Origin of the sequence: Longirhabdus pacifica, from assembly GCF_004115085.1 — a bacterium.
Taxonomy (GTDB): Bacteria; Bacillota; Bacilli; order Paenibacillales; family DSM-105158; genus Longirhabdus; species Longirhabdus pacifica.
Genome location: NZ_QXJP01000005.1, coordinates 193,206 through 216,126 on the forward strand (window position 1 = coordinate 193,206; position 22,921 = coordinate 216,126).

Genomic DNA, 22,921 nt, shown 5'->3' on the forward strand with positions numbered 1-22,921 from the left:
TATAATCAAAAATAAACAAAGCTCTTACATTTTTTAAACATGTAAGAGCTTGTTGAATGTTCTGTTCCTATATTGTTAATCTACGGTAAAGAAGCAAGGTTGCATGTTTGATTAATTTTCTAGCAACTTTTCCATTTGATTAATAATGTCCTCAAATACGCTCATGGCTTCAGAAATAGGCTTTGGTGTCGTCATATCTACTCCTGCTTTTTGTAAAATGTTGATGGAGTAATCACTTCCACCACTTTTCAAAAATTGCAAGTAGCGCTCCACGGCAGGTTTTCCTTCATCTTTGATTTGTTTAGCAAAACTATTCGCAGCAGAAAAACCAGTCGCGTATTGATAAACATAAAAGCTATTGTAGAAATGAGGAACGCGAGCCCATTCCATCTCTATTTTTTGATCCACCACTATATCTTCACCGAAGTAAACTTTATTCAAGTCATAATAAATTTTACTAATCGATTCTGACGTTAAAGCTTCACCTTGCTCTACTTTTTCATGTATGATTTTCTCGAATTCTGCAAACATCGTTTGGCGGAATACTGTTGTTCTAAACTGATCAGCAAAGTAAGCAAGAAGAATAAGCTTTTTATTTTTATCTGTCGTATTGTCGAGTAAATGCTGCATGAGTAATGCTTCATTTAATGTGGAAGCGACTTCTGCATTAAATATCGTATACTGTGCTTCACGATAAGGTAGGTTGCTGTCTGACAAATAAGAATGCATCGCATGACCCATTTCATGTGTAAGGGTAAACATGCTGTTTAAATTATCCTTATGGTTAAGGAGAATGTAAGGATGGGTTCCGTATGGCCCCCAACTGTATGCACCACTTCGTTTTCCTTCAGACTCATACACATCAATCCAACCGCTGTTGTAGCTATCTTTGACTACTTCCACATAACGCTCTCCGAGTGGTTCTAAACTTTCCAATACGATGTCTTTCGCTTGCTCATATGTAATGACTTCATTAGATTCATCCACAATGGGTGCAAATAAATCATACATATGCAACTCGTCGACATTCAACATCTTTCTTCTTAGCTCTAAGTAACGATACATGAGAGGAAGATGTTCATGAATCGTATCAATTAGATTGGTATACACTTCTTTCGAAATGTTATCTCCGAATAAAGACATCTCCAGTGTAGATGGATAATTTCTCGTTTTACTATAAAAAATATTTTTCGTTACGGTAGAACTTAGTGTAGAAGCAAATGTATTTTTGTATTTTGCATACGTGTCGTACATAGCATCAAATGCATTTTTTCTTACTTCACGATCTTTACTTTCTAAAAATTCAATGTATCTACCGTGAGTAAGCTCGATTTCTTCCCCTTTTTCATTTTCCACAACAGGGAATTTCAGATCCGCGTTATTCAACATGCGATATGTATTACCAGATGCTCCAGCTATGTTGCCTACCTTTGCAAGTAAAGCTTCTTCTTTTTCAGAAAGCACATGATCTTTTTGACGTAGCATTTCTTCTAACGTTTTTTTGTAGCTTTTGTCCAAACTAGGATCGTCAATAAAAGATTTTAACGTTTCTGTAGGTAAGCTTAAAATTTCTGGTGTAATAAATGAAGTTTTCTCACTCACTTGGACAGCTAATTTTTCTGCTTTGTCCGTCAATGCTTGAAACTCTGTGTTCTTCATATCTTCATCTAATTTCATTTTCGCATAAACGTATAGTCTTTCAATCAATTGTGATGTTTCATCTTCTAATGTAAAGCAATCTGAAATTTGCTTTGCACTGTTTAGTGTCCCAGCCATCTTGCTCATTTTATCTGCTAATGCATTGATTTGTTTATATTCATCTTCCCATTGTTGTTGTGTTTGATAAATATCTTCAATTTTCCATTGATGTTCCTTAGCAATTTCACTGCGTTTTGGAAGCTGACTCATATTATTCATCCCCTTATCATTTGCTGCAATTTGTTTCGTTTGTATCGTAGCTGTAAAGACGATACAAATGAGTATGCCAAATATCCATGTTTTTTTTACCATTCAAAGAAACCCCTCTGATCACAATCTTATGCATATTATGACCGAGACATCCCATTAATATGTCTATATTATCTTGTTTACCAACATATAAGCTTCATTATAAAGGCTATATACTATATTTACAATTTATTGCGTGATCTATGAAGCCGTAAAAAAGCTAGCCAGAAGGAACACAAAACCAGATACCACGAAAAATAATGCTAAGATAGCAATAGGTCTTTTATATTTTTCAGGCAGCTCTTCTCTTCGATAAATGACAAGTGCTCCCAAAACGAAAGAAATGAGCACATAAATCAATACTCCATTATTCATACTATCCCCCCCTTCCTCTAGATCGGTATATGTATCTATGCCACGAATAGTAACTCAAGCTTCTTCAATGAGATGAGTAATGAAGAAACCAGCAGCAGCAACAACACCTAATACACCAGCGGCTATATATAACGTAGTAGAACCATAAGTATCATATATAAAACCACCCATAATGCCACCTAAAATGCCAGCTAAACCGCTCCATACGATGGCATGAAGGGCTTGTCCAGATGATCGATAGGCATCTGGGATAATCGTCGTCAAATACTGAATAGAAGTAATAAAAAATATACCGAAGGTAATGCTGTGTAGTAATTGAACAACAATAACGATATAAGGATCTTGGAACAATACCATTAACACATATTTAATGAAGTATGCAATCCCAGCAAAGGCAAGTAGAGGTAACTCTTTTACCTTATTACTGTATTTACTTAACAGCATAAAAATAGGGATTTCACTTAATGCTGCAAACAAAAAAGCGACGCTAATCATAATTTTGTTTGCACCTAATTCAGATAAGTACAGTGATAAAAAATTGTCATTTACTTTATGCGAAGCAGCTAGTATAAATACAAGCACCATAAAAAATATTAGCTTTTTGGAGCGAACGACGTTCACTAAACCAGAGAAATTCATTTTTGACTGTGACCCTTGCTGATCTTTCACAAAAAAAACAAAGAAAAAACTAACAATCAATGTAAGGAGCAGCAAAGAGATGGTGTTTTTTATCTGTATAATGGAAAAGTATTCAAGTATCCCGAATGCTAGGGCAGCAAGAGCAAAACCAGTAGAGCCCCACAAACGAAATGAAGTGTAGCTTTTGTTCGTATTTCGTATGGTGAGTAAAGTTAAGCTATCTGAAAGTGGAATCATCGGTTGTTGAAAAAAATAAAATAAAAACATAACGATAACCAAGGAAGAGAAAGATTCTAACTTTAAAATAAAAAAGGCAGTTATCATTTGTCCAATGAGTAAAAAAATCAATATTTTTTTTATCGTACGAAAACGGTCACTAACAATACCCCATATCATGTTAGAGAAAATACCTGATACAGGACCCAGTGCTAGTATCGTACCAATTTGTGTTTTAGTGAACCCTTTACTTTCTAAGTATAAACTGAAAAATGCAAGGAGGATGCTGATGGTAGTGAAAAATGAGAATATAAAAATACGCAGCGCAAAGTGAGATCTGTTCAAGAGGTGTCACCTTCTACCTTCCAGTTAAAGTGAGGACATTATAGCATGCTTTACATAGCGTGTAAATGAATGCAGCTTTGTCATACTATTTTAATGAAGTTTACAATTTTATGACGATTTGTAGCAAGAATGCAGTACATATAAAAATATTTACTTGTTTCTTCTTTTTACTATTGATTATGTTTAAGGTTTTCATGTATAAATTATTGTATAATAAATACGGTAAACCAAATCTTAATCCAAAATAGTGATAAATAGATGCATGAATGATTGAGTTGTGGAGGGATAATAAAACAATGAAAGAAGAGCGTTTTCGTTACAATGATCGTCTTGGTATTCCCATTCCTTCATTGAAATTAATGTGGGAAGAATACAAATCTGAAGAACAAGAAGAAATTTTATCACAATGGGAAATGATAAGAGGCGGTATACCTGATCGTATTAAAGAATTAGAGGCAGTAATTAATCGCAAACAAGCCCTTTTACAAGATGAACATGATTTTCAAATCAGTTGCTTATTAAATCAAGATATTGCGGACGTAGCCAGCATTATTAATGATCTCCATCTGTGGTATAGAACACATCAAAGTATCGAGGTTACTAAAGCTCATGCGTAACTTTCAATACCCTAAGGGGCCACTTATATTAGTATATCGAGTATATCGCTATATCCTTCCAGAGGTCAGAAATGAACTTGGGAATTGGACAACGAAAGCAAAACAAATACCGGATCAAGAACTGCGGACTCAGGCTCTTGCAAGCATAAAAGACAAGCAGTTTCATTGTGAAGGGGGAGCAGTGTATGCTGCTGCAAATTTATCTTATCGCCATATTCTTATACCTCTAATCGTAGCTTTTCAATCCATAAGTGATTATTTGGATAATCTGTGTGATCGTAGTACATCATTAGATGAAGCAGACTTTCGCTTGCTCCATCAGGCGATGTTAGATGCAATTGATCCAAGAGCTACGTTGAAAAATTATTATTTACATAGAGAGGAATTTGAGGATGGGGGCTATTTGCATCAGCTCGTTACCACATGTCAAGATCAATTGCGACAGCTTCCATCTTATCCTATTGTCAAACCTTTTGTAGAGCAGCTCGTTCAGCATTACTGTGATTTACAAGTGCACAAACATGTTCATCCAGATATAAGAGAAGATCAACTGATGCAATGGAGTAAGCAGCATGTAAAAAAATTCGATGATATATATTGGAATGAATTTGCAGCCGCTACAGGGTCTACATTAGGGATGTTTATGTTGTTTTTAGCTGCAACAGAAGATAACCTAAAAATGGAGGATGCCATACAAATTAGAAATGGGTATTTTCCTTATATATGTGGCGTTCATATTATACTTGACTATTTAATTGATCAGGAAGAAGATCGTATTGGAGGAGATCTTAACTTTTGCTCCTATTACAAAGATCAAGATGAATTAATATCAAGACTGGATTATATGATTGAAAAAGCACTACTTGCTGCGAAGCAAATGAAGCACCGTCATTTTCACAAAATGATTGTAGAAGGATTGCTGGCTGTTTATTTATCCGATCCAAAAGTAAACAAGCAAGCAGCTGTGAAGCACATTAAGGAAAAAGTGATGAAAAGCAGCCCATTAATGCGTTTATTTTTCAAATTTAATACGATTTGGATTAGGAGACATACAGAAAAATAAAATAGAAACAACGGAGGGACCATCATGTCAATTAAATCAATTGCAGTATTAACAAGCGGTGGAGATTCACAAGGAATGAATGCGGCTGTTCGAGCAGTCGTACGCAGTGCACTGTACAGAGGATTGGAAGTATATGCTGTGCAGAGAGGATATTATGGACTGATACATGATGACATTCGTAAAATGGATTTACGCAGTGTTGGTGATATCATTCAACGAGGCGGAACGATTCTACAAACTGCTAGATGCGAAGAATTTAGAACATTAGAAGGACAACAAAAAGCAGCAGAAAACTTGCGAAAAAGAGGTATTGAAGGTGTCGTCGTCATTGGTGGAGACGGTTCTTATCAAGGTGCTTACAAATTGAGTCTTCAAGGTATTAAAACAATGGGACTACCTGGAACGATCGATAACGATATTCCATTTACCGATTACACTATCGGATTTGATACGGCTGTAAGCATTGTGGTGGATGCAATTAACAAATTAAGAGATACGATGACATCACATGAACGCTCCTCTGTAGTGGAAGTCATGGGAAGACATTGTGGAGATATAGCGCTGTATGCAGGACTTGCTAGCGGGGCGGAAGCGATTCTTGTGCCAGAAGTGGACTTTGACTTGAACAAAATTGCAACACGTATGAAAGATCATTTCAATGCTGGAAAAAAACATGGCATTATCGTTGTAGCAGAGGGAGTAGGGACTGGAGAAGATATCTCCAAAAAGTTGAATGAACAAAGTGGGTTAGACTCAAGAGTGACTGTTCTAGGCCATATTCAACGAGGTGGCACGCCTACACATAACGATAGAATATTAGCTAGTCGTCTTGGTGATTTTGCTGTATCCCAGTTGTTAGAAGGTAAATCTGGTAAAGCTTGTGGTATCATCGAAGGAAAATTAGTTGCTACAGATATTGAAAAAGTAGTGAATACAAAGAAAGCGATGAGAATGGATTTATTCGAGCTAGCCATGAGATTATCTCAATAAAAACTTCAACGACGACATCACCATTTGGCTGTACAATGATGATCTAAGCATGGACTATGTCTTATATTGTTGTGCAGCCTATTATGTTTGGAATATGAGAACCAAGTTTACGCCTCAGTAGCCAGGCGTGGGGAGAGGAATATACATGTTTTTATATAAATTTGAATTAGTAAAAAATGATGAGAATGTAGCACATCTTATTGTTGCAGCAAACGATGATCAAAAAGCTTTTGAATATGCAGAAAGTGAATTAGACAAGCAATTTATGGCGGGAGATGTAAAAGAGATCGTATTATTGCAAAAGAAAAGATGTAATAATGGAACTGCTTATATCATATCAGCATGATGATATGATATAAGCTTCATCGTAATAAAACTTCTACATTACATGCATTACTTGTGTTGCATGAACATCATTTATTCTTTCGCATCCTCTTGTTCTTCTAGATTGGATGGGGTGTAATCTACATCTGGTGTATATCGATTACTCGCATTCCAAAGTAAAAATTCATGGATATTATTATCTTCTAATGCTTTAATTTGTGCTTCTACTTCTTTTTTTCCATAGGATATATTTCCGGGTACCCAACTTGCAGTAAAGTCTTGGATCCACGGGCGAATAATAGGTTTTAATTGTTCAATTTCAGCTAGTTTCTCATGTGTGTCTATCATCGCACCATTAATGGTTACATATGGTGCCGCATCGGGGACGTTTGCTCCGAACCAGCCCGTACTATAATGACTAGGATAAACCATAGGACTAATCACATCTACGAATTGAGAGATTTTATTAAAGTCTTGACCGATGCCTTCTGCAGCAGGTACAGAAGCTGCATACCCAAAAATATCTACAGAAACTCGGACATCTAGGGGACTTAATGCTTCTCTCGCGTATCGTACAAAATCGCTTACAACATCAATACGAGCTCGCTCATCTTTTGTGTATGTTAAAGTGTCTGCCCGATTTTCGAACCCTTCAGGAAACCGAACGTAATCAAATTGAATCTCTTTAAAACCAAGTGCTGCTGCTTCTTTTGCAATAGCAACGTTATAATCCCACACTTCTTTTACGTACGGATTCACGAAACTTTCATCTCTACCGTTTTTCCATATGGTACCATCAGATTGGACGAATGACCATTCCGGTTTAATAGTAGCAAGTTTAGAGTCCTTGAATACTACAATTCTAGCAATCGGATATATATCATGTTCATCTAATGTTTGCATCAGTGCAGGAACATCTTTCATAATAGGATAAACGGTATCGTACTGCTTTAAATTTTCATCTTCTGTAGGATATGTAATATAACCGAAGTCTTCTTTTACATCGATAACAAAAGCATTCAGTTCCGTTGTATCTGCAAGTTCTAATAATTGCGAAAATCTTTGTCCTGCAACACTGTGTGCACTAGCATATAAGCCTTTTACAACAGGAGCTTCGTTAAGCTGAGGATCTAATTTAACATATAAATCGCCGTAATCTTGTTGATCACTAGCAAGTTCAGGCGCTAAATCTACTATTTGTGCATGCTTTGCATCGAGAGATGCTTGTAATAGTGTTTCCAAACTATACTTGGTTTGAGCTTGTTGACTTTCTTCATAGAGCATAAGCATAGCTGACATGAGTAAACTCATTGAACCTCTCCTCTAAATGTACATAGTTTTTATTACATTATATGATAGGTGAGGAAATAATTCAGTAAAATTTTTTGTGACATATATGGTGTATTTATTTCATTAAGAAAAAAGCTTAATGTGGGTCAAGATGTTGAAATTGTCCCATAATGCCAACGGTCTCGACGATATTAACAAATGCATCAGGATCGGCATCTTTGATCATTTTTTTAAGCTCTGCTAACTCGTATCTTGTTGTCACCGTCATCAGCATTTCACGTTCTTCATTTGTGTAAGCTCCGCGAGTGTTAATAACGGTAATACCTCTTGGTCTTTTTAGCAATTTCTTTTTTATCTCTTTAGTTTTACATGTCACAATGAAGACGGTCACTTTGATATGACGAATATGAATCATATCTACAATTTTGCCTGTAACAAAAATAGAAAGCATGGAATACAGCGCTGCATCTGATCCTTCTTCTTTTAACATAAAAGCTAATGCGACAACGACAATAGCGTTAAGTGCAAATAAGATGGTACCTAGAGGAAGATCCTTTTTTTTAGAAAGAATAAATCCGATAATATCGAAACCTGCAGTCGAACCACCAGCACGCAAACTTATCCCTGTTCCAATGCCTACCATCACACCACCGAAGATTGCTGCAAGAATAGGGTCTGTAACAAATAAAGAGTCTTTAGCTAACCAAGGATTTTCCGGTACCCATTGCATAAATAAAGTGGTGAATATAACGGAAACAATACTATATGTAACAAATCTTTTTCCGATGGAAATCCATCCCCAGATTAAAATAGGAACATTCAGCAGAAAATAAAGAAGGCTAATATTCATACCAGTTCCATAACCAATTAGCATGGAAACGCCAGAAACGCCAGCGCTTAGCAATTGATGGGGGATGAGGAAGATATTAAATGCAGCGGCAATCAAAAAAGCACCAACAACAATGGCTAGCTGCCTAAGTGCTGTCTTTATCAAATGTGTTCACCTCATTGTAAAATTTTCAATATGTCTTATGTACGATGCAACAATAAGTATAGTACATTGTTTAATTTACTGGAAGCACTATGTTGAATATGTTATGATGTTAAAAGTATTTGTGAAGAAGATCGTTTTTTTGATCATACTGTCAAATGGAGCAAGTGTAAATAGAAAAGGAGTTTGAAAAATTTTGAAAACGTTTTTTGATTTTAATCTGGAAGACAAAATATTACGTGCAATTACAGAAATGGGATTTGAAGAAGCTACTCCCATCCAAGCTAAAGCAATTCCAGTTGCAATAGAAGGAAAAGACTTAATCGGTCAGGCACAAACAGGTACGGGTAAAACAGCTGCATTTGGTGTTCCCCTTATCCAAAAAATTGATACGACAGAAGAGAATGTAGCGTCTTTAATATTAGCACCAACGCGTGAGTTGGCTATTCAAGTAGCCGAAGAAATTAGTAAATTAGCTCGCTTCAAAAGACTTCGTTCTTTACCTATATATGGTGGACAAGATATTAATAAGCAAATTAGAGGTCTTAAAAAGAAGCCACAAATTATTATTGGTACACCAGGTCGTATATTAGACCATATCAAACGTAAAACGTTACGTTTGGACAATGTAAATACGGTAGTGCTTGATGAAGCAGATGAAATGTTGGATATGGGATTCATGGAAGATATACAGTCCATCTTGAGTAAAGTTCCTGAACAAAGGCAAACGATGCTTTTCTCTGCAACGATGCCACCTAACATTCAGCGTTTAGCAAAACAATTTTTGAAAGACCCTACACATGTATCTGTGATTCCGAAGAAAGTAAGCGCACCGCTTATTGATCAATCTTACATCGAGCTACATGAGAGACAGAAATTTGATGTGCTCTGTAGATTGTTGGATATGGAAGCACCTGATTTAGCTATCGTCTTCGGTAGAACGAAGAGAAGAGTAGATGAACTTGCAGAAGCATTGCAAAAAAGAGGATATTCATCTGCTGGATTACATGGTGATTTGTCACAGTATCAGAGAGACCAAGTCATGCGCAAATTCAGAGATGGCAGCATCGATGTTTTAGTAGCTACAGATGTGGCTGCACGTGGTCTGGATATTACTGGTGTGACGCATGTCTTCAATTTTGACTTGCCTCAAGACCCTGAAAGTTATGTACACCGTATTGGTCGTACAGGTAGAGCTGGTAAAGAAGGAGAAGCATGGACGTTTGTTACACATCGTGAAATCGACCATTTGCATCTTATTGAGAAAATTACGAGACATAAAATTTCTAAGAAACAAATTCCAAGTTTAGCTGAAGCGTTAGAAGGTAAACAGCGTATTACTTCGGAACGTATTTTGGAAGAAATTCAAAATGGAGAGTTTAATGAATACAAGGGAGCAGCGATGCAGTTGCTTGAGAATTACGATTCTGTTCATTTATTAGCTGTTGCGCTTAAATTAATGACAGATGATAAGAACGATGTCAAAGTATTCTTGACTCCAGAAGAACCGTTGCAAAAGAAACGTAAAAAAGACTTTGGTAATAGACGAGGATCACAGAATGGTTACAGGGGCTCCAACTCATCAAGAGGAAATTACCGTCCTAAGCGGTCACAACATCGACGTGATGGAGATAAGAGAAGAAAATACAACAACGGTTAAGTAACCTTTCACTAAAACACCCTGGAATCGTTCTCGGGTGTTTTTGCCTTATGAATTTGAGGATTTTTTGAATTTGTCACATTTTTGTATGCTTTTTGAGAGGATGATTCAGGTTGGAATATCCAGGCTTACTTGGTGCAGTATTTAAATTCGCTCAATGGTTAGTGAAGATGATTTTTGCAAATTTATTGTGGTTTTTCACTTCACTTCCGCTTACATTTTTTTCTTTATATTTACTAGACGTGGCCCTAACCGAGGATGGTGTAGCGGGACTAAGAGAAATATTGACTAACTTTCCACAACACATTATACCGACATCTTTGATCATTTTTATAGGTGCTATTTTATCTACTGTTTTCCTTTTCCCTGCTACTAGTGCCTTATTTTCTGTTGTTCGCCAGTGGCATATCAATGAGGATGAAACGACGGTGAAAAATTTCTTTGTTTATTATAAGGCAAATTATAAACAAAGTATTTTAGGTGGTCTATTTTTTAATACTTTATTGTCATTTATGTTTATCAATGTTTGGTTTTATCTCATTTATAATGGAAGCACCACGATTTTGGGTATTATCTTTTTGATTATTTATGTCATAAGTTGCATTGCGTGTGTATATTTCTTTTGCCTTGTGTCCCATGTCAAAATGAATGTCAAACAAATACTCAAAAATAGCTTTGTTTTGACGATAGGAAAGCCAATCACGACATTATTTATATGCCTGAATACATCACTTATATTGTTTGTTTTAGTATTTGTATTTCCTTATTTAATGGTGTTTTTTGCTGTTAGTTTGATTGCCTACTTTTCGTTTATTTTATTTGAAAAAATGTTCTCAACACTGGTTGATACTAAGCCTTCATCATAATGTCATAATTTTTCATTGAATTTCACAACAATGAAGGTTTACTTTCTCATAAAACCTTTTTATAATAAGATATAAGTTATTTAAAAGTATAGTTGCTTTTTAATCGCAGTTATCTTTAGAGTTGGTATGATTTACTTCATTTAAAAGTTTTTTATATTCATTTCCTGCCGTGTTCGTTGCGGTTCATCATGTTTGAACCAATGTTTGTCTTTTGGGATTCTTACATTGTTTAGCAGCTAGTATGCCCTTTCATTTGCAAAGGGGAACTAAAAACTAAATTGCGGAAACCCACCTTCTATGGAGAAGGTTCAAGGACATACTGGATCGGACGGCATAGCGGGTTATGAATCATATAACATATGCATAGTTAAACGGAGAAACTCTCATAATATGTATTAAATCAATACATATGGATGGGGGTATTTTTGTGTTGTTTAAGCTATTCCATTTTAAACATAATAGTAAAAGAAATCGTTGTAAAAAAGTGTTTCTTTGTTTGCTCGCATTGGTCGTATTTCTTCCTTTTCAACCGATAGAAAGTGAAGCATTTAGCGATCTAACTTTACGTCAAGGCTCCACAGGAGGAGACGTGTATGAGTTGCAGGGAAGATTAAAATACTTAGGTTATTATAATGGGAATATAGATGGGATTTTCGGATCACAGACATTGGCTTCCGTAAGAAATTTCCAATATCGTTTTGGCATGACAGTGGATGGTGTAGTTGGTGAAAAAACGAAAAATATGTTGTGGAAAGCAACGCAGAATTGGACTCCTTCTCTTAGCTACAGTCCCTCTGAAATTTCATTCAATGATCTTCAAATCTTAGCACGAGCAATTTATGGAGAAGCAAGAGGAGAGCCATATGAAGGGCAAGTTGCTGTTGCAGCGGTAGTATTAAACCGGATTAAAAGCCAATTGTTTCCCAATACCATTTCTAGTGTTATTTTTCAACCCGGAGCTTTCACGGCGGTGACGGACGGACAAATATGGTTGGAGCCTAATAGCTTATCCTATCAAGCGGCTAGAGACGCGATAAATGGTTGGGACCCTTCACTAGGTGCATTGTATTATTTTAATCCTGATACAGCTACTTCTAGTTGGATTTGGACTCGTCCACAAATAAAAAAGATTGGAAAACATATTTTTTGCAAGTAATCAGTATTTCTCAGGTAAAAGTTTACACTCTTTTGTGATGTGGAGACTCCTCCATCTTATGCATAATGGTAATGAGTTGGTTGAAAAAATTCATTCAACTTATATAAAATATACTTTTCTGCATACGTTTTCTGCATCATATATATATGAAAAAAGATGAACATGGTATAATTTTATCAGATACGTGATCATATATGATATTTATAATCCGTCATGTTCAAGTCAGGATAGGGAGGAGTTGAAACCGTTGTCAGCGTTACCATTTGACGCTGAGGGACTTTTGAGTTTCGATAACGGGGATAACATTGATAAGAAGAGTATTGTCTGGATTAATACGAAGTGTAGAGAAAACAGGGGAAGATGCTAAAGATCCTGTGTTAAAGACAAGATATTATTCTGTATTTGGGGAAAAAGCTTGGAATGAAACACTTGCAGCTGTCAAACAGATGAAAGACATTAAAGTGACATATGAAGTAAAAAATAGTGGCGAAATTATATGCGAGAAAAAAAGCGCAACAGGAAGAGTACAAGATATAACCATTACGTTATTCAATGTAAAAGCGAGTAAAACCGCCATAGATATACACTCCGCTTCACGTGGAAGTTTAGGTGATCTAGGTGCCAACTACAGAACCATTGTTGCAATTTATAAAGTGTTAGATAAAACATTTCGCTGAGAAAGAAGAAGTGAACATATATAAAAACACAAACAAGGAGTTGTTCTACTCTCTGTTTGTGTTTTTTGTTTCATTAATGAATGCTTTTAATCAAGCTTGATGATGCTAAAAAGAAATGTACAAAATTTAAGCTAATTTTTTCACGGCTTCCATTGCTGCTTCATAATTAGGGTGATTTGTCATTTCTGATAAGTATTCTGCATAAGCGATTTTATCATGTTGATCTACAACAAAAATGGATCGCATATCAAGTGCCAGTTCTTTAATAAGAACGCCGTATGACTTTCCAAAGTCGTTTGTTTTATAATCTGAAAGTGTAATGACATTTTCGATACCTGCTGCTCCACACCAACGTGCTTGCGCAAATGGAAGATCCACACTTACAGTAATGACAACGACATTTTCACCTAACTGTGCTGCTTCTTCATTAAAACGTCTTGTTTGTTGGTCACAAACACCAGTGTCTAACGATGGTACAACACTGATTAATTTAATTTTCCCTGCATAGTCTGCGAGACTAACGGTGTTTAGTAAATCTTTATGTAATTGGAAGTCTGGTGCCTGATCACCTGCTGATAATTGTGAACCGACTAACGTAATGGGATTGCCTTTTAATGTTGCTACTCCTGAGCGTTCTTCCATTGTAATTCCTCCTCATAATAAGTGATCTTGTATATCTCCATAACCATTATATAAGTTATGATGAAATGATGTCTACATTGTAGTTGAGATTGTTTGAAAGATGATGCGTTATCTTCAATTGGGATATTGTAATGTGGTAAAATGTAAGGAGAGAATAAAGTAAAAGAGGGGTACATATGATTTTCATAAGAAATGAAAGCTTTCGTGAATATATGAAGTATTATCCAATTGCATTTTATCTTTTAGCAATCAATCTCATGGTGCATCTTCTTAATTTATTGCTTGGTGATAAGTTATTAGTGTTAGGGCGGCTTTATTTTAACATTAGCTACTTAGGAGAGGCAGAACTTTGGAGATATGTCACTTCCATTTTTTTGCATGCAGATATGCAACATCTGCTTTTTAACTGTTTTTCACTTTTTTTATTTGCACCTTCTTTAGAAAGATTACTCGGTCATGTCAAATTTCTGACTTTGTATGTATTAGCTGGAATTATGGGTAACATCGCAAGCAAAATATGGTATGATAATATTTTGAATGAAGCGGTTGTTACGGTGGGTGCTTCAGGAGCTATATATGGGGTATTAGGAGCATATATATATATATTTGTTTATCATCGTGCAACATTAGATTTGCTTTCTAGGAGAACGCTGCAAATCTTTTTAATTATTGGTATTGCTTCTCCGCTTATTCCTCTTGTGTTTGGCGGAGGAAGAGTGAATCTTGCCGCCCATTTGGGAGGGTTTATTACTGGATTTTTATTATTTATGCTTTATAAAAAAATGAAACTGCGTTCTAAATCGAAATAGATGGATCAGCTGGATAAAATGTTGAGTACAATGTATTCTCATTATGTTTATTTTTATCACGCTATGCACGATATATATATTGAGGCAAAACGATAAATGACAAACGGTTAAAGACCTATTAGAAAGTTGGAAAAACAGTGGAATTAAGACAACTTCAATATTTTGCAAAAGTAGCGAGAAAACAACATGTGACGAAAGCAGCGGAAGAACTTCATGTGGCGCAATCTGCGGTTAGCCGACAAATACATCAGTTAGAAGAACAGTTGGGCGTTAATTTGTTTTTACAACAAGGAAGAAACTTGCAATTAACTCCAGTCGGCAGTTTATTTTTACGAAGAGTGGAAACTATTCTTGCAAGCTTAGATCGAGCAGTAGATGAAATTAGAGAATTTATTGATCCTGAGCTAGGAGAAATTCGTCTTGGTTTTCCTCATAGTATGGGTGTCCATTTGGTACCGTTTATTGTATCTCTTTTTCGTCAAAAACATCCGAATGTAAAGTTTAAATTCAAACAGGGTAAATATCAAAGTCTCATTCAATCATTGTTAAATGCAGAAATTGATCTCGCATTTATTTCGCCATTTCCTAGTGAAGTTAATTGTGTAAAGGGAGATGTTTTGTATACGGAGGAACTATTAGCTATACTACCATCTAATCATGAACTTGCAGGGGAATCTTCCATTAAACTAAACCAACTAAAAGAAGATTCGTTCGTTATGTTTGGTGAAGGGTTTTCTCTTCGGGAAATTGTGATGAATGCATGTAAAGAAGCTGGCTTCACTCCATCGATAAGTTTCGAGGGAGAAGAGACTGATACAATTCGTGGTTTGGTAGCTGCAGGGATGGGCGTAAGTTTATTACCAGAGATGGCTTTGCAGTATGCTTCTAGCCCTTTAAAACCTGTTCATTTGTCTATATCTGACCAAAATGTAACGAGAACGATAGGTTTAATTCATCGTGAGAAAGAAGCACTTCCAATCGTTGCAGAGCAGTTTAAGCAATTTATTGTTAAGCACTTTGAGTAACAATGATAGGGTGCGTAGAATTTTACAAAATGAATGCATAGTCGTATTATATATCCTCATCATCTAGGTGAGGATTTTTATATTGAAGACACTCTTTACCTGATTCTTTATGTAGCATTGGTAAAGATTTTTACTATGAAACCTATAAACTTTAGCTTATGATAGATAGCGACAGGAATAAAACAAAAATAAAGTCGAAAAATATACAAAAAAACACAAAAATGATTTGTATTATCGACATTTTACCACATTTTTCACAAAACACTTTAATCTTTTTATATGTGAAAAGTTTGCATTATAAAGTAATTAATTTTAATTTTAATCTTGCAAAATAGTGTGTTGTGTAATAGAATTTAGAAAATATTAGACTTAGATTTAACGTTGGTATAGTGCACTAATTATATTAAATGATGAACGTATAAGAAGTATATTTATTATGTTGAACTCAAATTATTTTGTCGAGGTGTGTAGATGAAAACCCAAGATGTGACAGAAAAGCCAATACTCGAAGTTAATAATCTCGAAACGGGTTTTACAATAGATAATAAATTTTACAATGCAGTGGATAAAGTGTCTTTTTCTGTTAAGCCCAATAAAATTGTTGGTATCGTTGGTGAATCAGGTTGCGGAAAAAGTGTGATGTCATTATCCATCATGAATCTCCTTCCAAAGGGGATAGGAGAAATTGCAAATGGTACTATCTTATTTGATGGTAATGAAATTAACAAATTAAACAATAACGAGATGAATAAAATTCGCGGTAAAGACATGTCTATGATTTTTCAGGAGCCTATGACTGCCCTCAACCCTGTTTTTACAGTGGGATATCAAATCATGGAGACATTGATCAATCACAGCGACATTTCTAAAAAAGATGCCAAATTAAAAAGTATAGATCTATTAAAAAGTGTTGGGATTCCACGTCCGGAAAAGATAGTCGATGAGTATCCTCATCAATTATCAGGTGGAATGAGACAAAGAGTAATGATCGCTATCGCGATTGCATGTAAACCTAAGCTACTCATTGCTGATGAACCAACAACTGCATTAGATGTGACGGTTCAAGCTCAAATCCTAGAGTTAATGAAAACTATTCAACAAGAAAATAACATGTCAATCATACTAATCACCCATGACTTAGGCGTAGTTGCTGAAATGTGTGATGAAGTTATCGTTATGTATGCAGGCAAAATTGTTGAAAAAACAGATGTGGATACGTTGTTTCACAATCCAAAACATCCCTACACGAAAGCATTGATCCAATCCGTACCTAAATTGGACGTTATACAAGAGACATTAGGAACCATTAGTGGGATAGTTCCATCTCTTAAAAACATGCCTGAACAAGGATGTAGATTTGTTGATAGGTGCAGTATGGCTAAGTCAGAATGTCGTACTAAAACTCCGACATTAAAACCAACTGTAGATCTTGGTCAAGCGGACGATTCAAAAGAGCATTTGGTGTCGTGTCTCTTATACGATGAAGCATAAAGCTAATGCTGAAAGGTGAGGAAAATGGTGATGAACACAACGCAACAAGAAAACTTACTTGAAGTAAACAATCTCAAAACATATTATCCTATCAAGGGCGGAATATTACAAAGAACCGTTGGACATGTCAAAGCGGTGGATGATGTTTCTTTTGAAATAAAAAAAGGTGAAACGCTTGGTTTAGTTGGTGAGTCCGGGTGTGGTAAATCTACAACTGGAAGAACGATATTACAACTCCAAAACGCAACAGAAGGCGAAATTATTTTTAACGGAGAAGATATTTCTCAGCTTCGAGGCGGAAAACTGAGAAAAATAAGAAGAGATTTTCAAATGATATTTCAAGACCCTTATTCTTCTTTAAACCCAAAGCAAATGGTTGGAGATATCATATCGGAGCCCGTTTTAAACTACGAGAGAGTAAACAAGAAAAAACTAAAAGAAGAAATGATGGATTTACTTATAAAAGTTGGTTTACCACACGATGCTTACTATAAGTATCCTCATGAATTTTCGGGTGGTCAGCGACAACGTATAGGAATAGCAAGAGCTTTGGCATTACGACCGAAACTCATTATTGCGGACGAACCTGTATCTGCGCTAGATGTCTCGGTTCAATCACAAGTATTGAATTTATTAAAAGAGTTACAAGAACAATTTGATCTTACGTATTTATTTATAGCTCATGACTTAAGTGTAGTGAAACATATGAGTGATCGCATTGGTGTCATGTATCTAGGCGGGCTAGTAGAGATTGCGGATAAAGAAAGTATGTATGAAGAACCATTGCATCCTTATACGCAGGCACTCATTTCTGCAATTCCAGAACCAGACCCAAGAAAGAAAACCGAAAGAATTATTTTGCAGGGCGATGTTCCAAGTCCAGCAAACCCTCCTACGGGATGCCCGTTTCATCCGCGTTGTGCTCATGCAAAGCCAGAGTGCAAGCAGAAGAAACCAATTTTGAAGGAGGTGAAATCAGGTCATCAGGTTGCGTGTCATCTATATTGATCATACGGAACTGTATCGGTAAAATTTCACCTAATTCCAAAAAGATTCAATTTGGAATCCTAATTCCAAAAAGGTTCAATTTGGAATCCTAATTCCAAAAAGGTTCAATTTGGAATCCTAATTCCAAAAAGGTTCAATTTGGAATCCTAATTCCAAAAAGGTTCAATTTGGAATCCTAATTCCAAAAAGATACACTTTGGAATTATGCGAAAAAGATTCAATTTCGCATTTAGTGAAAATCTTAATTATCTTGATGAATAACTTACATGGGGGTCACAAAACAAATGAAAAAGTCAATGTTAATGTTGTTATCTTTACTACTAGTATTTTCTCTATTTTTAGCTGCATGTGGTAGTGAAAATGACAACGAAAGTGGAAATGACAGTAATGAAACAGAAGAACCAGCAACAGACGAGAATAATGGTGAAGATGCTGCAGAAGGAGAAATTCCAGAACCACAAGAAGGTGGCACAATAACAGTTGGTGCAGGAGCAGAATTCAATGGTATCTTAGATATAAACTTTTACTCTAATGCATCTGATGCTGAAATATTAAACTTTACTACGGACAACTTAATTTCGTTTAATGAGCAAATGCAACCGCAACCTAACATTGCGACTTGGGAAGAAAAAGACGATACTACACTTGCATTTACTTTCAAAGAAGGTGTGAAGTGGCATAATGGTGATGAGTTAACGGTTAATGATTGGGTTTTTGCACTTGAAACGTTAGCAAACAAAGAATACCCTGGTGATCGTTGGGTAAATGTTGCAAACATCAAAGGTGCTGAGGCTTTTCGTGAAGGAAATGCAGATTCCATCGAAGGTATAAATGTGATTGATGATTATAACATTGAAATTACATTTGAAAAACCAGAAGTAAACAATTTAATTAACTTATGGACATATCCATTGCATAAAGCAAGTTTTGAAAACATTCCTGTTGCTGATATGTTGGATTCTGAATTGGTAAGAACAGCACCAATTAGTACTGGTCCATTTAAAGTGAAAAATGTTGTTCAAGGTGAGTTTGTAGAATTAGAGCGTTTCGATGACTATTGGCAAGGTAAGCCGTATTTAGATGGCGTCAACATTAAAGTCTTTGATGATTCTCTTGTAACAGGTGCATTAGAATCAGGTGAAATTGATTTTGTAAATGCTCATCCTTCCAAAATGGAAGAAATTAAAGGTATGAACAGCGTTAAGCTAGAAATTTTACCTGGATTATCTTACTCTTACATTGGATTTAAATTGGGTAAATGGGATGCAGAAAATACTTTGAATGTTACAGACGAAACAAATAAATATGGTGATGTTCGTTTACGTCAAGCAATGAGTTACGCAATTAATAGACAATTAATTATAGACGAATTTTTTAGTGGATTAGGACTTCCGATTTATACACCATCATCTTCTTCTCACTGGATTACAGCAGATAATGCTGACTTGATTGAATATGATTATAATCCTGAAAAGGCGATGGAATTATTAGATGAAGCTGGTTTCATCGATGTTGATGGAGATGGCTTTAGAGAAGATCCAGAAGGAAACGTATTTACGATTAAATTCGGACATTATAGTGGAAGAGAACAGTTTGAATTAAGATCACAACTTATGATGCAATATTGGCAAGAAGTTGGATTGAACGCTGAGTATGCAACAGGACAATTAGTTGACGCTAACTTATATTATGATATGTTAGAAAATGACGATCCTGAAATTGAAGTGTACTTTGGTGGTTGGGTAACTGGTGTAGATCCTGATCCATATCCAACATGGGGTTCTGGTGCACTTTGGAATATGACACGTTGGGTAGACGATAAGCATGAGCAACTTTTACTTGACGCAAAAGATTTTAATGTCGTTGGTTCAGATCAAGATGCACGTAAGGAATTATACGTGGAATGGCAACAATTGTTTAACGAACAGCTACCAGCAATACCACTATTCGAATACCAAGAGTTATTTGCGATCAATCAAAATTTATTCGGAGTTTACTTGGATGTAGTTGGTCCTGATAAAGAGCATGAATGGTATATTGCTCAATAACTAGTTGAGATTTCGAAAGATAAGGAGATATCTTAATGTTAAAATACATTATTCGAAGACTGCTCATTATGATACCAATGTTGCTCCTTGTCTCCATCGTTGTTTTTACCCTGGCACAGCTTATGCCAGGGGACCCTTTCGGGGGAGAAATTGATCCGACAAAATTAAAACCGGAACAAATTGAGGAGAAGCGAGAGCAGTTAGGTTACAACGATCCCATATTAGTACAATACGGGAGATGGTTGTCTAATTTCGTTCAAGGAGACTTTGGAAAGTCTATTAGTTATAAAACGGATGTTTCTGTTTTGATTAAACAACGACTTGACAACACGATATTTTTAACAATTCTTGCACTAATTATAACGTACGCTATTTCTTTTATTATGGGGCTATACTCAGGTAAAAAGCCTTATACAATTGGTGATTATGCTATCAATGGTTTTAACTATCTTGCCCTTGCTATTCCAAGTTATGTACTAGCTATTGCCTTCATTTATATATTTGCATTTAATTTACAATGGTTTCCTTCTAGTGGATCTGTAGGAATGGGCGTAGAAGAAGGTACGTGGGAATACTGGATGAGTAGATTAAATCACACATTATTGCCTGCCATTGTGTTAGGAGCATTCAGTGCCGCTTCTTACACACAATTTTTAAGAAATGATATTATTGATAACAGTCGTAAAGATTATGTAAGAACAGCAAGAGCCAAAGGGACTTCAGAATCCAATATATATAATAAGCATATTCTAAGGAATTCTTTAATTCCTATCGTAACATTGTTTGGATTTGATTTAGCTTTTATGATAAATGGAGCAGTTATCACAGAAACCATTTTCACATATCCGGGTATTGGGAAATTGTTTTTAGATTCTGTAGGCAAACAAGACTACCCATTAATTATGACATTAACGATGATGTTTGCAGTAATTGTAATCATTGGAAATATGCTAGCAGATATTTTATACTCTCTTGTTGATCCGAGAGTTAAGGTGGAGTAAGGAGGATTGTCATTGAAAACAGAAACTAGTTCTCAAATAGATATTAACATGAAAAATAAAACTTCTCATTCCCCTTGGGCTATAGCTCGTCGCAAATTTATGAAAAATAAAGTAGCGATGATAAGTTTTGTTATTCTAATGATTATAATTACTTTGGCTTTATTAGCACCTATTATTGCAACGAGCGATATTACGAAAATAAATGTATTAGAAGCAAGTCAGCCTCCTTCAGCTGATCATTGGTTAGGTACGGATAAAGGCGGAAGAGATGTATTTACGCTCGTTCTACACGGTGGCCGTACTTCATTAATGGTAGGATTTATGTGTACTGTTTTCATTATGTTAATAGGTACAACATTAGGTCTCTTAGCAGGTTTTTATGGGGGATGGTTGGATACCTTTATTATGAGAATTGTGGATTTTGTTCTCATCTTACCATTCTACGTTTTTGTTATCGCATTAAATGGTATTTTAGTTAAAAATAGTGTCGTTGGTGGCGTTTGGTTATTAATCATTGTTATTAGTGCCCTTAGTTGGGGCGGTGCTACACGTATGGTGAGAAGTAAAGTGTTAGCAGAGAAAGAAAATGAATATATTATGGCAGCAAAATCAATTGGAAATAGTTCTTTTAAAATCATGTTTAAGCATTTGTTGCCGAATGTTATTTCCATCGTCATTGTTCAAGCAACGTTATTGTTTGCTGGTATGATTGTAGCTGAAGCAGGTCTTACATTCTTAGGATTTGGTGTTCCTCAATCAGAGCCAAGTTGGGGAAATATGCTTTCTTCAGCAAGGCAATCTGACATATTACAAAATAAAGTATGGATGTGGATACCTCCTGCTGTATTGATCAGTGTAACGATACTTTGCATTAACTTTATCGGTGAAGGGTTAAAGGATGCATTCAATCCTAAATCCAGTAAATAAGAAAAAAACTATCACAGCTATAATGTGATAGTTTTTTTGTGTATAAATGACTACAATACTATACAGTATTGTTGTAAAATAAGTTTAATTACATCTCATGTCTGGTACTGCATTGATAATTGTCTAAGTTAGAAAGAAAGGTGGAAAAGTGATTGTGGAGATAAATCCTTATAATATGAATTTCACCTTTGATGAACAGTTAAGAGAATTACCTGAAAATGAAGAAGAGATGCACAAAGGGGTACAATTTCTAAAGCAACAACTACAGAATACAAACATAACAATAAAGCAAAAAGCGAAATACATGGGCAATATCGGAGCTTACCTCAGAGTGTTGAGAAAGTACGAGGAAGGCAAGCAATATTTAACTGAAGCGATTCGTATTTTGAGGGAGTTAAACGATGATGTGTCCATTTTTGTTAACAAACTTCGTTTAGCTCACATATATCAATGGGAACATGAATTTGATATAGCAAATAAGATGTTTGAGCAGTGTGTAAAATTAGCGCAGTCTGAACAGATATATGAGGCATACAAAGATTTTACATACCAGCATTATGGAAAATGCCTTTATGATCAATGTCGGTTTACAGTAGCATTAGTATACTTTGAGAAAGCCTTGTCCATTAGAGAGGATAAAGCAAATGAAAGTTTGCTTGCTTCTTCACAGAAGGCAGTGGATGTATGCAAAGAAAAAATCATAACAAGTAGGTCTTTGAATTGACATTGCTACGTGAAATTAACATTACTACATCATTGCTATAAGAATTACTACATAAACCACTACACAAAAAAGCATCTTCTATATTAGAAG

General features: G+C 35.6%; 22 protein-coding genes and 1 other RNA gene. 17 read left to right on the forward strand and 6 right to left on the reverse strand.

What is annotated here, in order from left to right; translation table 11 throughout:
- Positions 1 to 111: 111 nt before the first annotated feature.
- The 3 genes from pepF to D1Z92_RS05995 all read right to left on the reverse strand — a co-directional run bounded on the left by pepF (position 112) and on the right by D1Z92_RS05995 (position 3,522).
- Positions 112 to 1,908, reverse strand: coding sequence for an oligoendopeptidase F (gene pepF, locus D1Z92_RS05990; RefSeq protein WP_128894786.1), 1,797 nt, complete (start codon positions 1,906 to 1,908; stop codon positions 112 to 114).
- 240 nt (positions 1,909 to 2,148) lie between these two features.
- Positions 2,149 to 2,322 (reverse strand): hypothetical protein, encoded by a 174-nt coding sequence (locus tag D1Z92_RS17245; protein WP_164931475.1) that lies wholly within the window; start codon positions 2,320 to 2,322, stop codon positions 2,149 to 2,151.
- 54 nt (positions 2,323 to 2,376) lie between these two features.
- The gene (locus tag D1Z92_RS05995; RefSeq protein ID WP_128894748.1) at positions 2,377 to 3,522 is read right to left on the reverse strand and encodes an MFS transporter; all 1,146 of its coding nucleotides are present in this window, start codon (positions 3,520 to 3,522) and stop codon (positions 2,377 to 2,379) included.
- 296 nt (positions 3,523 to 3,818) lie between these two features.
- On the opposite strand from D1Z92_RS05995, the gene D1Z92_RS06000 reads away from it, so the two are divergent.
- From D1Z92_RS06000 to D1Z92_RS06015, 4 genes are all read left to right on the forward strand, one after another.
- Positions 3,819 to 4,139 carry a hypothetical protein gene (locus tag D1Z92_RS06000; RefSeq protein WP_128894749.1) on the forward strand — a complete coding sequence of 107 codons (321 nt, stop codon included), beginning with the start codon at positions 3,819 to 3,821 and terminating at the stop codon, positions 4,137 to 4,139.
- Complete coding sequence (locus D1Z92_RS06005; RefSeq protein WP_128894750.1) at positions 4,132 to 5,202, forward strand: tetraprenyl-beta-curcumene synthase family protein; 1,071 nt, start codon at positions 4,132 to 4,134, stop codon at positions 5,200 to 5,202. Before D1Z92_RS06000 ends, D1Z92_RS06005 begins: the two co-directional genes overlap by 8 nt.
- A 24-nt stretch (positions 5,203 to 5,226) precedes the next feature.
- Positions 5,227 to 6,192: a 6-phosphofructokinase gene (gene pfkA / locus D1Z92_RS06010; RefSeq protein WP_128894751.1), complete on the forward strand. Its 966-nt coding sequence runs from the start codon at positions 5,227 to 5,229 to the stop codon at positions 6,190 to 6,192.
- A 145-nt stretch (positions 6,193 to 6,337) separates the two neighbouring features.
- Positions 6,338 to 6,538, forward strand: a complete 201-nt coding sequence (locus D1Z92_RS06015) for a DUF3906 family protein (protein ID WP_128894752.1) — start codon at positions 6,338 to 6,340, stop codon at positions 6,536 to 6,538.
- A gap of 71 nt (positions 6,539 to 6,609) precedes the next feature.
- On the opposite strand, the gene D1Z92_RS06020 is transcribed toward D1Z92_RS06015, so the two are convergent.
- Positions 6,610 to 7,806, reverse strand: a complete 1,197-nt coding sequence (locus tag D1Z92_RS06020) for a putative glycoside hydrolase (RefSeq protein ID WP_370741236.1) — start codon at positions 7,804 to 7,806, stop codon at positions 6,610 to 6,612.
- Between the two features lie 136 nt (positions 7,807 to 7,942).
- Positions 7,943 to 8,800 (reverse strand): YitT family protein, encoded by an 858-nt coding sequence (locus D1Z92_RS06025; protein WP_128894754.1) that lies wholly within the window; start codon positions 8,798 to 8,800, stop codon positions 7,943 to 7,945.
- A gap of 193 nt (positions 8,801 to 8,993) precedes the next feature.
- On the opposite strand from D1Z92_RS06025, the gene cshA reads away from it, so the two are divergent.
- The 5 genes from cshA to D1Z92_RS06050 all read left to right on the forward strand — a co-directional run bounded on the left by cshA (position 8,994) and on the right by D1Z92_RS06050 (position 13,156).
- Entirely contained in the window at positions 8,994 to 10,457 is a 1,464-nt protein-coding gene (gene cshA / locus D1Z92_RS06030) for a degradosome RNA helicase CshA (RefSeq protein WP_128894755.1), read from the forward strand.
- Positions 10,458 to 10,570: 113 nt separating this feature from the next.
- Positions 10,571 to 11,323: a YesL family protein gene (locus D1Z92_RS06035; RefSeq protein ID WP_128894756.1), complete on the forward strand. Its 753-nt coding sequence runs from the start codon at positions 10,571 to 10,573 to the stop codon at positions 11,321 to 11,323.
- A 158-nt stretch (positions 11,324 to 11,481) separates the two neighbouring features.
- Positions 11,482 to 11,670: non-coding RNA, 6S RNA (gene ssrS / locus D1Z92_RS06040), on the forward strand.
- 80 nt (positions 11,671 to 11,750) lie between these two features.
- The gene (sleB, locus tag D1Z92_RS06045) at positions 11,751 to 12,479 is read left to right on the forward strand and encodes a spore cortex-lytic enzyme (RefSeq protein ID WP_370741232.1); all 729 of its coding nucleotides are present in this window, start codon (positions 11,751 to 11,753) and stop codon (positions 12,477 to 12,479) included.
- A 305-nt stretch (positions 12,480 to 12,784) separates the two neighbouring features.
- On the forward strand, positions 12,785 to 13,156 hold the full coding sequence (locus tag D1Z92_RS06050) for a DUF1499 domain-containing protein (protein WP_128894758.1): 372 nt from the start codon (positions 12,785 to 12,787) through the stop codon (positions 13,154 to 13,156).
- A gap of 126 nt (positions 13,157 to 13,282) precedes the next feature.
- Here D1Z92_RS06050 and tpx read toward each other — a convergent pair whose 3' ends face one another.
- Positions 13,283 to 13,798 carry a thiol peroxidase gene (gene tpx, locus D1Z92_RS06055; protein ID WP_128894759.1) on the reverse strand — a complete coding sequence of 172 codons (516 nt, stop codon included), beginning with the start codon at positions 13,796 to 13,798 and terminating at the stop codon, positions 13,283 to 13,285.
- 176 nt (positions 13,799 to 13,974) lie between these two features.
- On the opposite strand from tpx, the gene D1Z92_RS06060 reads away from it, so the two are divergent.
- The 8 genes from D1Z92_RS06060 to D1Z92_RS06095 all read left to right on the forward strand — a co-directional run bounded on the left by D1Z92_RS06060 (position 13,975) and on the right by D1Z92_RS06095 (position 22,831).
- On the forward strand, positions 13,975 to 14,607 hold the full coding sequence (locus D1Z92_RS06060; protein ID WP_128894760.1) for a rhomboid family intramembrane serine protease: 633 nt from the start codon (positions 13,975 to 13,977) through the stop codon (positions 14,605 to 14,607).
- Positions 14,608 to 14,744: 137 nt separating this feature from the next.
- A complete protein-coding gene (gene gltC / locus D1Z92_RS06065) occupies positions 14,745 to 15,632 on the forward strand; it encodes a glutamate biosynthesis transcriptional regulator GltC (protein WP_128894761.1) in 888 nt (295 codons plus the stop codon).
- A gap of 471 nt (positions 15,633 to 16,103) precedes the next feature.
- Complete coding sequence (locus D1Z92_RS06070; protein ID WP_128894762.1) at positions 16,104 to 17,123, forward strand: ABC transporter ATP-binding protein; 1,020 nt, start codon at positions 16,104 to 16,106, stop codon at positions 17,121 to 17,123.
- Positions 17,124 to 17,153: 30 nt separating this feature from the next.
- Positions 17,154 to 18,131, forward strand: coding sequence for an ABC transporter ATP-binding protein (locus tag D1Z92_RS06075; protein ID WP_128894763.1), 978 nt, complete (start codon positions 17,154 to 17,156; stop codon positions 18,129 to 18,131).
- A 284-nt stretch (positions 18,132 to 18,415) separates the two neighbouring features.
- Positions 18,416 to 20,179: an oligopeptide ABC transporter substrate-binding protein gene (gene opp4A, locus D1Z92_RS06080; RefSeq protein WP_128894764.1), complete on the forward strand. Its 1,764-nt coding sequence runs from the start codon at positions 18,416 to 18,418 to the stop codon at positions 20,177 to 20,179.
- Between the two features lie 35 nt (positions 20,180 to 20,214).
- On the forward strand, positions 20,215 to 21,180 hold the full coding sequence (opp4B, locus tag D1Z92_RS06085) for an oligopeptide ABC transporter permease (protein ID WP_128894765.1): 966 nt from the start codon (positions 20,215 to 20,217) through the stop codon (positions 21,178 to 21,180).
- A 6-nt stretch (positions 21,181 to 21,186) separates the two neighbouring features.
- On the forward strand, positions 21,187 to 22,107 hold the full coding sequence (opp4C, locus tag D1Z92_RS06090; protein ID WP_370741233.1) for an oligopeptide ABC transporter permease: 921 nt from the start codon (positions 21,187 to 21,189) through the stop codon (positions 22,105 to 22,107).
- A 154-nt stretch (positions 22,108 to 22,261) separates the two neighbouring features.
- On the forward strand, positions 22,262 to 22,831 hold the full coding sequence (locus tag D1Z92_RS06095) for a tetratricopeptide repeat protein (protein ID WP_128894766.1): 570 nt from the start codon (positions 22,262 to 22,264) through the stop codon (positions 22,829 to 22,831).
- The last annotated feature ends 90 nt before the right edge of the window (positions 22,832 to 22,921 follow it).